Origin of the sequence: Actinocatenispora thailandica, assembly GCF_016865425.1 — a bacterium.
GTDB classification, from domain to species: Bacteria; Actinomycetota; Actinomycetes; order Mycobacteriales; family Micromonosporaceae; genus Actinocatenispora; species Actinocatenispora thailandica.
This window is the reverse complement of record NZ_AP023355.1, coordinates 2,414,852-2,427,745: the sequence shown is the minus strand read 5'-3', so window position 1 is coordinate 2,427,745 and position 12,894 is coordinate 2,414,852. Positions and strand designations below refer to the sequence as shown.

Below are 12,894 nucleotides of genomic sequence, written 5' to 3'. Positions count from 1 at the left end.
CGCATGCTCCGGCACCGCTGATCCACTCGCCCATGTCAGGCCTCCTCGGACAGGATCTGCGGCACCCGGAACCGGTCGTCCTCGACGGCCGGCGCCCCGGCCAGCGCAGCCTCCCGGGCCAGCCCGGGGCGCGGCTCGTCGGCCCGCATCACGTTGGTCAACGGCACCGCGTGCGAGGTCGGCGCGATGTCGTCGGCGGCGACCTCGCCGATCCGCGCCACCGAGGACACGATCTGATCGAGCTGGCCGGCGAACGTGTCCAGCTCGTCCTCGGTCACGGCAAGCCGCGCGAGGTGCGCGAGATGCGCGACCTCCTCGCGGGAGATGGCGGCCATCACTGGCTCCTTGTCGGTCTCGGCTGGGTGTTGTCCGGACCGGCGAGCGCCGGTCCACCTGCGCATTCGTACGCGCTACGCAGCGTCCCCGCGAGTCTATTGCGGCGCCGGAGCCCCCTTCCTCCCGGTCCGCCACGCCACCGTCGCGCGCCGCCCGCACATCGGCCCTGATCGATGCATATGCGTTGTATGGAAGTTATGCCGGCTATCTGACGCGGGTACACCTATTGACCCGTCACTTATGCCGCCAATAAGGTTCCACACCGGCATGATCACAACGGCCGACAGAAACGATTACTCAGCGTCGCAAATGCCAGTTCGGCCTCCCGACAAACCCAGCCCGGAGACCCATGCGCCCCACACTCCGCGTAATCCTGCTCGCCGTCACGGCGGCACTGGCCCTCACCGCAAGCGCCTGCACCCAGCAAACCCCCAACGGCCCCAACGTCATCGAACACTCCCACTCCGCCACCCCCTCCCCATCACCCCGAAGACCTACCCCATCCACGGTACGAACCCAACAATGGCGAAGAATGCTTACGCCAAAAGGTACCGAATGCACTTTTACAAAGATGAGATAGCTACCACAAGGACGACAACCTATATATCAAACACCTATTCGATTTCCACAAATGCACACATGAGAGCTATGTTCACAATAGAGGACAATGCACCAAATGGGTCGCTAATCGACATCGTCTGCCTTGCCCAGGGAAATAAAGGGAGGTATATAAAACAATTTTCAAGAGTATACAAAGCCATCGAGGAATGCCTGACTCTCTTGTTGCCACCAAAGGAAGTGCACACTATTGGAAGTTGGCTATCGAGCGAGTTCCCTAGCGTCGACCATGTAGCCACAGAAAAAAAGTTCGATGGCCTGACTGTATCTGCATTCGTTAACCGGTCCAAGTCATCACCACATCAAGCCGTCAAAGCAGAGGTAGAGAACAAGAGGTAAGAAGATCATGCATATGTCAGTAAGAAAGGTGATTTCGCTCGTCGCAGTAACGCTGCTGTCTGCAGCGGCAGCACTGGCTCCCGCGACAGCCGCCTCAGCAGGCGGGTGCTCCGGTAGCAACTGTGAAGGAAAGTATGCATCCACAGTGTCGGGATGTGCGGACGACGGTCACGTCATTAATGGCTTTACTTTGGACGGAGTAGAGTCCGGTGGAGTCTACGCACATGCCGACATTTACTATTCGCAGGCCTGCCATTCCGCATGGGGCGAATATGTCACTCCAAAGAGCGGCGACATATCGTATGTGGGATTCTTCTACCAGCTGCCGAACGGTGGAGATGGCGAACACTGGATCGGCGGCGGTTATCTCGACGGAACCCAGCAAGACTTTGTGACCACAATGGTCGACTGGGACAAGTCGATGAAACTCTGCGTATCCGGCGAGAACACCTATGACCCCGAGCCTTACCCAGGTCAAACATGGGGCGGAGTGAACACTATTGGCTGCACGGGGTGGTACTGAGATGGCGCGTCGAGAATCGGCCCAGGCTTCCTGTAGACGGATATTGGAGGTCGACTTGCATCAGTTGTTAGGTAGCACACGGAAGCAGCGAAGAGCGCGTTATTTGATTGGCGTATTGATTCTGTGCCTGAGCGTGATCATCGCCGGCAACCGCGTGTCCGCGGCGCCGGAACATCCGACGGCACCGGCTGACGACGCGAAGGCGACGATCGGGTCGCCGGACGGTGCGTTGGGTGGCGGTTGGCGCTCCTCCACTGACGTTGTCGTGGCCAGTTCGGCGGACACGGACGGGTTCCACGTCTATCTGGCTCGGGAGCGAGACGCCTTCCGCTTCGAACGGCTGGCGACGCTGACCGACAGTGCCAACGCCACCGGATCGTGGACCGGCCATGCCTGCCTGACCGGTTCCGGTCGCTATGTGGTCGCGGTGTACGCACCGGCGTCCTACACCAACCGCCCGGCGCTGATGGAGGCCGGCGGCACCGCCGTCGTGATCGATGTGGCCAGGGGGCGGAGCACAAGGTCGCGGATCACATCCAGCTCGCCTACTACAACCCGTCCTGCGGCCCGACCGACCAGGTGATGCTGACTCGCGCCAAGGGCGCCGAGGAGCAGCGCACCGACGCGATCCTGGTCGACGCCGCGACGTCGACCGCCGCTCCGGCCCGTCATGTCGACGCGCAGCTCACCAACCCGTTCGTCGGCAGCGACGGCACCACCTACGGCGTGGCGCACCGCAAGCTCGTGCGGGTCGACGCCGCCGGCCAGCTGCACCGGCTGGACACCCCGGCCGGGGCAATCTACGCGATCGCCGGTGCGAACGGCTCCGGGCTCGACCTCGCCAGTACGGACGGCAAGAACGCCACGATCCAGCGGTACCGCAACGGGTCGCTGACCACCGTGGCGACGGGGCGTTCCGGGCGGCTGCAGTTGTTCAACCTGACGCAGCACCGCGACGCCATCGTCGGCGCGACGGGAAGCCGTGCAGTCTCCGGAACTCTCCGCATCGCCTCGGACCGCCGGGTCACCGAAGTGTCGAGGAAGGGCAACCTGCTGGTCAACGGGATCGTGACGAAGCAGGCGGCGGCCTCCATCGAAGCGGGCGTGGCCCGACCCAAGGCCGCGGACGCGAACAAGGCGACGGCCACCGTCGTCACGGTGCACAGCGGACGGCGAAGCGCACTGCAGGTCGCGGCACAGGGCGGAACCAGGTTCGATGCCGCCGCCCACTTGTCGCAGACCGTCCAAGCTCCGGGTCGCAAGACGACGATGCAGCCGGCCGACGCGTCCACCCCCACGTGCGTGGTACCGCGCGACGATGTGCACCGGCAGGCGTTGCAGCCGAGCACCAACATGGTCGAGTGGGCGGTCGACCAGGCCGTGCACGGCGATCTCACCATCACCCGGCCCAGCAACTTCCTGGCCACCGGCGAATCGAGCTACTCCCCTCAGCAGATGTTCCCGCCGGTGTCGATCGACGGCGCGTCGGCGGGTGCGACCGTCCCGGCGCAGGTGGTGCTGGGCATCCTCGCGCAGGAGACGAATCTGCAGGAAGCGTCCTGGCATGCCGTCCACGGTGACGCCGGCAATCCGCTCGTGAGCGACTACTACGGAAGCCGGCAGGCCAACGGGTCGACCGACATCGACACCATCGACTATACGAAATCCGACTGCGGTTACGGCATTGGCCAGGTCACCACCGGAATGTCGACGAACGATGCGGGCGTCTACACGTCAGCCGAGCAGGTCGCCATCGCCACCGACTACGCCGCCAACATCGCCGCATCGCTGCAGATCCTCGTGGCCAAGTGGAACAGCATCTATCTGGACGGGCTGTCGGTCAACAACGGTGATCCGAAGTACGTGGAGAACTGGTATCTCGCGCTCTGGGCGTAGAACTCCGGGTATTACAGCTCGGCAGACTCCGGCGAGAACGGCGGCCACTGGGGCGTTGGCTGGCTGAACAACCCGGCGAACCCGTCCTACCCGGCGGACCGCGACGGTTTTCTTCGTGACACGTACGACGACGCCAGCCATCCGTCGGATTGGCCATATCAGGAACGCGTTCTCGGCTGGGCCGAAACTCCGCAGGTCAAGTACGATCAGAACGGCCTGATGTATCGAGCGTATCAGGCGTCCAACTTCGGCTCCGGTTCGAGCGACCAGCTGAGCATTCCACTCAAGGACCAGCTCGGGGAGTTCTGTGATGCCACGAACGGCTGCACGTATCCGTCGAGCGATCCCTGCAAAGCCTGGGACAGCAGTTGCTGGTGGCACAACGGAAACGCCACCTGGGCATCGTGCGCAACCGAATGCGCGACCGAATCGCTCGCCTTCACCCTGGGCAGCGGTGAACCGGGGATCCAGCGAGTATACGATCGCGACTGCTCGATCTTCGACGGCTCGCTCGACCCATACAAGATGTCCGGCTGGCCGACCATCATGGTCGACGACCTGGACAACCCGGCAAACAATGCGCTCGGGTGCTCCGGCGGCACCTCCACCGGAAAGTTCACCATTCGCGGCGGATCACCATCAGGCGGCTGGGAGGAACACCCGCAAGTGGACCTCCACCAACTCGGCGCCGGTTACCAGGGCCACATGTGGTTCAGCCATGTTTATGCGCCCAACGACCCCAATGCCGACGCGTCGGGTGGTGGCAATTCCAAGCATGAGATCCTCGGGACGTGGACGCCGGATCTCAACGACGACGGCGTGAATGCCGAGAACTACGACATCGTCGTGCATCTTCCCAGCCATGGTGCAGGGTACGGCTCCGCAGACTATTTCGTGTTCGATTCATACCAGTCTCAGAGCGCCGACCATGAATGTGTAATCAACCAGGACAGCAGTGATGGCTCCGATTCTTGGGTGTCGTTGGGACACTATTCGCTTCATCCCGGTGCCCGGGTGATGTTGAAGAACATCGGCATGGGCGACGCGGATGGCACGGTCGATATCGCGTATGACGCGATCGCCTTCATTCCGGAATCCGGCTCGACACACGGCTGCCAGGACAATCCGTTCAACTGATCTGCGATGCCGGCGGCGACTCATGTCACGGGCCGCCGCCGGCGCAACTCCCACGACGGCAGGTAGACCACGTCGCTCGGCTCAGGTGTGGGCGGGGTCGGTGGCCTCGACGGTCTGGCGGATCCGGGGCGGGCGGTAGCGGGCCAGCCAGCTGGTGAACTCGGCCGCCGGCATCGGCCGGGCGTAGAACCAGCCCTGCGCGATCTGGCAGCCCAGCGCGGACAGCCGGCGCCAGGTGCGTTCGTCCTCGACGCCCTCGGCGACCACCCGCATCCCGAGCGCCCCGGCCAGGTCGATGATCGACCGCACGATCGCCGCGTCGTCCGGATCCGACCCCATGCCCAGCACGAACGAGCGGTCGATCTTCACCTCCGACAGCGGCAGCCGGCGCAGGTGCAGCATCGACGAGTAGCCGGTACCGAAGTCGTCCAGCGACAGCGCGATGCCGAGCCGGTCCAGCCGGCGCAGCGTGGCGAGCACCCGGCGCGGGTCGGCCATCAGGGCGCCCTCGGTGATCTCCAGTTCGATCTGGCTGGGCGCCACCTCGTGCCGGTCCAGCAGGGCGGCCAGGTGGTCGACCAGGTCGGCGGTGTGCAGGTCGCGGACGCTGACGTTCACCGCTGCCCGCAGCCGCAGCCCGTCCCGCTGCCACTGCGCCACCCGCGCGACCACCTCGTCGAGCACCCGGTAGGTCAGCAGCCGCATCACCGCGGTGTGCTCGGCCGCGCGGATCACCTCCTCCGGGCCGACCATGCCGTACTCGGGATGGCGCCACCGCAGCAGCGCCTCCACCCCGACCACCTCGCCGGAGTCGATCGCCACCTGCGGCTGGTAGAACACGCCCAGTTCGCCCAGCTCCGGGCGGTCCGGCCGTTCCAGGGCGCGGCGCAGGTCGCCGAGCAGGCCGAGCCGGGCCGCCGAGTTGTGGTCGGCCTCCGGCGCGTAGACCGAGACCGCGTCGTTGCGCTGCTTCGCCTCGTACATCGCCACGTCGGCGTGCTGCAGCAGTTCGTCGAAGTCGGCGCCGTGCCGCGGGTACACGGCCACCCCGATCGAGGACGCCACCTCCAGCGGCATCCCGTCCAGGTGTACCGGCCCGGCCAGCACGGCCGCGACCCGCTCGGCGAACGCCCGAGCGGTGTCCAGGTCACCGACCGCGGTACGCACCACCGCGAACTCGTCGCCACCGAGCCGCGCCACCAGCACGTCCTCGGACAGCCGGGCCCGCAGCCGGCGCCCCGCCTCGACGAGCAGCCGGTCTCCGACGCCGTGCCCGAGGGCGTCGTTGACCTCCTTGAACCGGTCCAGGTCGAGCACCAGCAGCAGCGGGCCGGGCCGGCCGTCGGGGTGCCGGCGGGCGATGTCGTCCTCGATGCGCTCCTGCACCGCCTTGCGGTTGGCCAGGCCGGTCAGCGGGTCGTGCCGGGACTCCCGGTCACGTTCGGCGGCGACCCGGGCGCTGCGGTACACCGCGAACAACGGCACCAGGATCAGCGCGATCAGCCACGGGCTGGTGCTGATCGCACCGGCGAGCACCGGGGCGAGCAGCAGCAGCGCGCCGGTGGTCTGCAACTCGAACGACAGGCCGGACCGCACCGTCGACCACCAGTGCCCGCCGAACCGCAGCCGGACCGCGGTGTCCACGATCAGCTCGCTGACCACGAACCAGGCCGCGGCGGCGCCGACCACCGCCACCGCGTGCCAGCCGGTGGCCCGGAGCACGTCCTCGCGCACGGTGTGCAGCACGAGGGCGGCCGCCCCGTAGGCGAGCAGGTACTGGGCGAGGTTGAACGCGGCGCGCCACAGCTTGGCGCGCAGCCGCCAGGTCGAACCGATGATGGCGACCACCGCCAGCAGGACGGCCGGGCCGAGCCCCCACAGCAGTAGCACGGTGAAGCCGAAGCACACCGACGGGAACACCCCGACCGAGCTGCCCCGCTGCCGCGGCCCGCTGAACGGGCCGGCGTCCACCACCGCCGCCAGCAGGATCAGCAGCCAGCCGTCCACCGGCAGGTCCGGGACGGCGCGGACGAGGCCGGGCAGGCCGAGCGCGACGACCGCGGCACCGGCGGCGACGACGACCGCGACGTAGCCGACGAAGACCCGCTTGTGCCGCAGCGGCGGCTCGTTGCGCAGTGCCGTCGACTCCATCCACCCCTCCGAGACGGAAGAAGGTCACCGGCGCACCGACGCGTGGGGCACGTGTCGCCGATCGCCGAGGTCGCGCCGTGTGGACCCGCACAACTGGACGACCTCGGTGTGAAACGAGGTCGATCGGGCACAGTGACGCCTACCTGGCGCAGTATGGACCTGCCGGCCATGACAACCCTGCGTGTCCGCCGAACAGCGAACAAAGTCGGCCTTTTTGTTACCTCCGGGTGATGTGAGCCGATCCGGTCACCGTCGGTTCCCGCCGGCCGCTGCGGCGTCCTCGTCCGGACCGACCTGGGCGCGCGCGGCGGCCGCCTCCGGGCCTTCGGACAGCAGCACGGCGAAGCCGTCCTCGGTCAGCACCGGAACCTTCAGCGCCAGCGCCTTGTCGTACTTGCTGCCCGGGTTCTCGCCGACCACCACGAAGCCGGTCTTCTTGGACACCGAACCGGTCACCTTGCCACCGCGGGACTGGATCTGCTCGGTCGCCTCGTCCCGGGAGTAGCCGGCCAGCGAACCGGTCACCACGACGGTCACCCCGGCCAGCGGCCGCGGCGCGTCGTCCGCGTGTTCCTCCTGCATCCGCACCCCGGCGGCGCGCCACTTGTCGACCACCTCGCGGTGCCAGTCGACGGCGAACCAGTCACGGACCGCCTCGGCGATCGTCGGCCCCACCCCGTCGACCGCGGCCAACTCCTCCTGACCGGCCTCCGCGATCCGCTCGACCGAGCCGAACTCGCGCGCCAGCGCCCGCGCCGCGGTCGGCCCCACGTGCCGGATCGACAGCCCGACGAGCACCCGCCACAGCGCCGCGTCCTTGGCCGCGGCCAGGTGTTCGAGCAACCGGTGCGCGTTGCTGCCGAGCGTGCCGTCCTTGTTGACGAAGAACGGCGAGCTGGCGAGCCTGGCGGCGTCCAGCCCGAACAGGTCCCCCTCGTCGGCGATGACCTGGTCGGCGAGCAGCGCGCTGGCCGCCTTGTAACCCAGCGCCTCGATGTCGAACGAGCCGCGGCCGGCCAGGTGGAAGACGCGCTCACGTAGCTGCGCCGGGCAGCGCCGGGTGTTCGGGCAGCGGATGTCGGCGTCACCCTCCTTCTCCGGGCGCAGCTCGGTGCCGCACTCGGGGCAGCGGGTGGGCATCACGAACTCGTGCGCGTCGGCCGGCCGCAGGTCGGTGACCGGCCCGACCACCTCCGGGATGACGTCGCCGGCCTTGCGCAGCACCACCGTGTCGCCGATCAGCACGCCCTTGCGCCGCACCTCCGAGGCGTTGTGCAGGGTCGCGAACGCGACCGTCGAGCCGGCGACCCGGACCGGTTCGAGCACCGCGTACGGCGTGACGCGGCCAGTGCGGCCCACGTTGACCCGCACGTCGGTCAGCTTCGTGTTGACCTCCTCCGGCGGGTACTTGAAGGCGATGGCCCAGCGTGGCGCCTTGCTGGTGGCGCCGAGCCGGCGCTGCACGCTGACCTCGTCGACCTTGACCACGACGCCGTCGATCTCGTGCTCGACCTCGTGCCGGTGCTCGCCGTAGTAGCTGATGTAGTCGAGCACGTCGGCCAGTGCCGGGACGACCCGCCACCGGGGCGAGGTCGGCAGGCCCCAGGCCTGCAGCGCCGCGTACGACTCGGACTGGCGGGTCGGCTCGAACCCCTCCCGGGCGCCGAGGCCGTGCACGATCAGCCGCAGCGGCCGCTGCGCGGTGATCCGCGGGTCCTTCTGGCGCAGGCTGCCGGCGGCGGCGTTGCGCGGGTTGGCGAACGGCGGCTTGCCCTGCTCGACCAGCGAGGCGTTCAGCTCGGTGAAACCCTCGACCGGGAAGTAGATCTCGCCGCGGATCTCGACCAGCGGGGGCACCGGGAACTCGGCCGAGCCGGACAGCTCGTGCGGGATCCCCTCGACGCTGCGCACATTCGGGGTGATGTCCTCACCGGTCCGGCCGTCGCCGCGGGTCGCGCCGCGCGCCAGCCGGCCGTCCCGGTAGACCAGGTCGACGGCGAGCCCGTCGATCTTCAGCTCGCACAGGTAGGAGACCTTCGCCCCGGCGGCCTCGCGCTCGACCCGCTCGTTCCAGGCGGCCATCTCCTCGTCGTCGACCGCGTTGTCGAGGCTGAGCATCCGCTCGATGTGCTCGACCGGGGTGAACTGGGTCGAGTAGGTGCCGCCGACCCGCTGGGTCGGCGAGTTCGGTGTGCGCAGCGCCGGGTACTGCGCCTCCAGCGCCTCCAGCTCGCGCATCAGCCCGTCGTACTCGGCGTCCGAGGCGGTCGGCGCGTCCAGCACGTAGTAGCGGTACTGATGGTCGTCGATCTGCTCGGCGAGCGCCCGGTGCCGCTGCCGCGCCTGGGCCGTCGGCTCGGCCCCGGCCACCGCCTCCTGCTCGGCGGTCGGTGTCGCCGTCAACTCGCTGCCCGGATCGCTCGTCGCCACGCGCTGCCCTCCTGTCGTGTAGCCGAACCGTACCTGCCGGCACCGACAGTTTCCGGCAGCTGACGGATCGCCGGTGACCGGGTCGAGAGCGCCACGGGTCGACCGGGCGGGGCCCGGCGAGATCTGGTGGCCCGGCACGTCGTACGTGGACACGACCGGCTCGAAGATCGGACCGGTGTCGGCGCTGCGGACCGGGCGAACGGGGCCGCCGCAGCCGGCGCCCGGGCGTCCGGACGTCCGGACGTCCGGACGGACCCTAGATCGCGCCACCGGCGGCGCGGGGGCCGGTGGCGCCGGCCAACTGGTCGCCGACCCGCTCCCGGGCCAGGAAGTTCTCCACGTCGAACAGGTTGCCGTTGCTTCGGCGTACCACGTTGAGCAGGGTGGACATCTGCGCGATCTCCTCGACCTGCTCGCCGACGAACCACTGCACGAACTGCTCGCCGGAGTAGTCGCCGTCGGCGCGCGCCGCCGCCATCAGGGCGTCGATCTCGTCGGCGACGTCGCGCTCCTGCTGCAGCGCGAGCGCGATGAGTTCCTCGGCGTTGTCGAAGTCGTTGCGCACCTCGTCCACACCCGGCACCGCGACCGGCAGGTTCTGATCCATCAGGTACTGGATCATCATCATCGCGTGGTTGCGCTCCTCCAGCGCCTGCCGGTAGAAATGCGCGGCCAGCCGCGGCAGGTCCCGGTTGTCGAACCAGACGGCCACCGCGACGTACTGCTGGGCCGCGGTGAACTCGTTGCGCACCTGGGCCTGCAGCAGTTGGGCGAACTTGGTGCGGGGCAGCTTCTTCGGCACCGACATGTGCCGGACCATACTCCGGGTGATCGGCCGGTGACCGACCTTTGCCGCGGCCGCTCCGCCCCGGACGCTGTTGATCATGGTGTCGTCTCGACCGTCGACGTTCACCCGCCGAGACGACACCATGATCGACATGGTGCTGGGGCTAGCGGACGTCCGGCTCGTCGGCGATCCGGCGGGCGGCGTCCCGCGCGTACCGCAGCGCTGCCCGGGCCTGTTCCGGGCCGGCACCGACCAGGCCGCAGGCCTGGGTGAGCACCATCTGCTCCGGCAGCCGGCCGGCTGGCAGGCCGAGCCGGTGCCAGAACCGGCGTACCTCGTCCGCGGCGGCGGCATCGGCACCCCGCGAGGCGGTGGCCGGTACGGCGCCGGCGAACAGGCCGAGGCCGGCGTCGAGCGCCTCGCCCCAGACATCCAACCCAGCCGCATCGGACGGCAGCAGCGCGGTATCCACGGCGACCGCGGCGGCGCCGGCGGCGCGCACCACGCCGACCGGTACGTCGGCGGCGCAGCAGTGCACCAGCGCCGGCACCCCGGCCGCGGCCAGCACGGTCCGCAGGGTCTCGACGGCGTCCGGCTCGGCCACCGGCCGGTAGCTGCCGAACCCGCTCTCGGTGCGGACCCGGCCGGCGAGCACCGCCGGCAGCGACGGCTCGTCGAGCTGCAGCAGTACCCGGGCGCCCGGAACCCGGGCGGCGACGTCGGCGACGTGCCCGGCGACGCCCTCGGCCAGCGAGGCGGTCAGGTCCCGCAGCGCGCCCGCGTCGCGCAGCACCGCACCACCGGACGGCAGCTCCAGCCCGGCCGCGAGGGTGTACGGACCACCGACGGCCACCTTGAGCGTCCCGGTGTACCCCTCGGCCACCTCGACCAGCTGGTCGAGGTCACGTTCCAGCAGGTCACGGGTGCGGCGCAGGTCGCGGCCGGGGCGTGCGGCGATGCGCCAGCGGGCCGCGTACAGCTCGACCGGCAGCTCGGCGAGCAGCCCGGCGGTACGGCCGAGCAGCTCGGCGCCGGGGCCGCGGTCCGGCAGCTCCGGCAGGTACGGCAGGTCGGGCAGCTCGCCGAAGACGACGCGCAGCGCCTCGCCCGGATCGGTGCCGGGCAACGACCCGACCCCGGTCGCCGCACCGGCCGGCCACGGATACCCCTGTTCAGTCACGACGGCAGGCTACTTGGCACCGCGGCGCCGGCCGCCGACGGCGTACCCGTGGTGGGGCGGGATCGCCGAAACCCGCCACGGCGCCCCCGCCCCGGGGCGACGCTGTCGGCATGGCGATCGCGACGGTGAACCCGGCGACGGGCGAGACCCTGCGGACCTTCGACGCGTATCCGGACGACGAGGTCACGGCGCGCATCAGACGGGCGTACGAGACGTTCGGCGACTATCGGAACACCAGTTTCGGGCAGCGGGGCGGGTGGCTGCGGGCCGCGGCGGACCTGCTGGACGCCGAAACCGACCCGACGGCGCTCACCATGACCACCGAGATGGGCAAGCCGCTGCGGCAGGCCCAGGCCGAGGTCGGCAAGTGCGCGCGGGCGATGCGCTTCTACGCCGACCGGGCGGCGGAGTTCCTCGCCGACGAGCCGGCGGACGCCGCCGCGGTCGGCGCCCGCCGCGCCTACGCGCGCTATCAGCCGCTCGGCGTCGTGCTCGCGGTGATGCCGTGGAACTTCCCGCTGTGGCAGGTGGTGCGGTTCGCCGCGCCGGCGTTGATGGCCGGCAACGTCGGACTGCTCAAGCACGCCTCGAACGTGCCGCAGACCGCGCTCTACCTGGGCGAGCTGTTCGAACGGGCCGGGTTCCCGGCCGGCTGCTTCCAGACCCTGCTGATCTCCTCCGGCCAGGTGGAGCAGGTGTTGCGGGACCCGCGGGTGGCGGCGGCGACCCTGACCGGCAGCGAACCGGCCGGCCGCTCGGTGGCGTCGATCGCCGGCGACGAGGTGAAGAAGACGGTACTGGAACTCGGCGGCTCGGACGCGTTCGTGGTGATGCCGTCGGCCGACCTGGACCGCGCCGCCCAGGTCGGGGTCACCGCCCGGGTGCAGAACAACGGCCAGTCCTGTATCGCGGCCAAGCGGTTCATCGTGCACACCGACGTGTTCGACGAGTTCTCGGCCCGGTTCGTGACCCGGATGAAGGAACTGCGGATGGGCGACCCGGCCGACGAGGTGACCGACGTCGGCCCGCTCGCCACCGAGGCCGGTCGCGACGACGTGGAGGAGCTGGTGGCCGACGCGGTCGGCCGCGGCGCCACCGTGCTGACCGGCGGGGTCAGCCCGGACCGCAAGGGCTGGTACTACCCGCCGACGGTGGTCGGCGACCTCACCCCGGGCATGAAGATGTACGGCGAGGAGGTGTTCGGGCCGGTCGCCGGGCTGTACCGGGCGAGCGACGTCGACGACGCGATCCGGATCGCCAACGACACCGGGTTCGGTCTCGGCGCGAACGCCTGGACCGAGGACCCGAACGAGGCCGACCGGTTCGTCGACGAGCTGGCCGCCGGCGCGGTCTTCGTCAACGGCATGGTCACCTCGTACCCGGAGCTGCCGTTCGGCGGGATCAAGCGCTCCGGGTACGGCCGGGAGCTGTCCGCGCACGGCATCCGCGAGTTCTGCAACGTCAAGTCGGTCTGGCTCGGCTGACCGCCGCGGGCCG

The 12,894-nt window shown here is 69.3% G+C and carries 10 protein-coding genes; 5 read left to right on the top strand and 5 right to left on the bottom strand.

Features of this window, described 5'->3' with window-relative positions; all coding sequences use genetic code 11:
- Nucleotides 1-35 precede the first annotated feature (35 nt).
- Complete coding sequence (gene gatC / locus Athai_RS10755) at nt 36-335, bottom strand: Asp-tRNA(Asn)/Glu-tRNA(Gln) amidotransferase subunit GatC (protein ID WP_203961378.1); 300 nt, start codon at nt 333-335, stop codon at nt 36-38.
- Between the two features lie 965 nt (nt 336-1,300).
- Here gatC and Athai_RS10750 point away from each other — a divergent pair.
- The 4 genes from Athai_RS10750 (at nt 1,301) to Athai_RS10735 (ending at nt 4,849) form a co-directional block, all read left to right on the top strand.
- Nucleotides 1,301-1,816 carry a DUF2690 domain-containing protein gene (locus Athai_RS10750; protein WP_203961377.1) on the top strand — a complete coding sequence of 172 codons (516 nt, stop codon included), beginning with the start codon at nt 1,301-1,303 and terminating at the stop codon, nt 1,814-1,816.
- Between the two features lie 133 nt (nt 1,817-1,949).
- A complete protein-coding gene (locus Athai_RS10745; RefSeq protein WP_203961376.1) occupies nt 1,950-2,399 on the top strand; it encodes a hypothetical protein in 450 nt (149 codons plus the stop codon).
- Nucleotides 2,399-3,712 carry a hypothetical protein gene (locus Athai_RS10740; RefSeq protein ID WP_203961375.1) on the top strand — a complete coding sequence of 438 codons (1,314 nt, stop codon included), beginning with the start codon at nt 2,399-2,401 and terminating at the stop codon, nt 3,710-3,712. Before Athai_RS10745 ends, Athai_RS10740 begins: the two co-directional genes overlap by 1 nt.
- Nucleotides 3,713-3,931: 219 nt before the next feature.
- Nucleotides 3,932-4,849 (top strand): hypothetical protein, encoded by a 918-nt coding sequence (locus tag Athai_RS10735; protein WP_203961374.1) that lies wholly within the window; start codon nt 3,932-3,934, stop codon nt 4,847-4,849.
- Nucleotides 4,850-4,930: 81 nt separating this feature from the next.
- On the opposite strand, the gene Athai_RS10730 is transcribed toward Athai_RS10735, so the two are convergent.
- From Athai_RS10730 to Athai_RS10715, 4 genes are all read right to left on the bottom strand, one after another.
- The gene (locus tag Athai_RS10730) at nt 4,931-7,000 is read right to left on the bottom strand and encodes a putative bifunctional diguanylate cyclase/phosphodiesterase (RefSeq protein WP_203961373.1); all 2,070 of its coding nucleotides are present in this window, start codon (nt 6,998-7,000) and stop codon (nt 4,931-4,933) included.
- A 246-nt stretch (nt 7,001-7,246) separates the two neighbouring features.
- Complete coding sequence (gene ligA / locus Athai_RS10725) at nt 7,247-9,430, bottom strand: NAD-dependent DNA ligase LigA (RefSeq protein ID WP_239156853.1); 2,184 nt, start codon at nt 9,428-9,430, stop codon at nt 7,247-7,249.
- Nucleotides 9,431-9,686: 256 nt separating this feature from the next.
- Nucleotides 9,687-10,238, bottom strand: a complete 552-nt coding sequence (locus Athai_RS10720; RefSeq protein WP_203961372.1) for a ferritin — start codon at nt 10,236-10,238, stop codon at nt 9,687-9,689.
- Between the two features lie 142 nt (nt 10,239-10,380).
- A complete protein-coding gene (locus Athai_RS10715; RefSeq protein ID WP_203961371.1) occupies nt 10,381-11,397 on the bottom strand; it encodes a uroporphyrinogen decarboxylase/cobalamine-independent methonine synthase family protein in 1,017 nt (338 codons plus the stop codon).
- Between the two features lie 110 nt (nt 11,398-11,507).
- On the opposite strand from Athai_RS10715, the gene Athai_RS10710 reads away from it, so the two are divergent.
- Entirely contained in the window at nt 11,508-12,881 is a 1,374-nt protein-coding gene (locus Athai_RS10710) for an NADP-dependent succinic semialdehyde dehydrogenase (RefSeq protein WP_203961370.1), read from the top strand.
- Nucleotides 12,882-12,894 lie beyond the last annotated feature (13 nt).

Bases quoted from the DNA above. Each gene is read 5' to 3' on its own strand.
- Athai_RS10730 (WP_203961373.1), bottom strand. From the start codon at position 7,000: ATGGAGTCGACGGCACTGCGCAACGAGCCGCCGCTGCGGCACAAGCGG.
- Athai_RS10740 (WP_203961375.1), top strand. From the start codon at position 2,399: ATGCTGACTCGCGCCAAGGGCGCCGAGGAGCAGCGCACCGACGCGATC.
- Athai_RS10710 (WP_203961370.1), top strand. From the start codon at position 11,508: ATGGCGATCGCGACGGTGAACCCGGCGACGGGCGAGACCCTGCGGACC.
- Athai_RS10720 (WP_203961372.1), bottom strand. From the start codon at position 10,238: ATGTCGGTGCCGAAGAAGCTGCCCCGCACCAAGTTCGCCCAACTGCTG.
- Athai_RS10750 (WP_203961377.1), top strand. From the start codon at position 1,301: ATGCATATGTCAGTAAGAAAGGTGATTTCGCTCGTCGCAGTAACGCTG.
- Athai_RS10735 (WP_203961374.1), top strand. From the start codon at position 3,932: ATGTATCGAGCGTATCAGGCGTCCAACTTCGGCTCCGGTTCGAGCGAC.
- gatC (WP_203961378.1), bottom strand. From the start codon at position 335: ATGGCCGCCATCTCCCGCGAGGAGGTCGCGCATCTCGCGCACCTCGCG.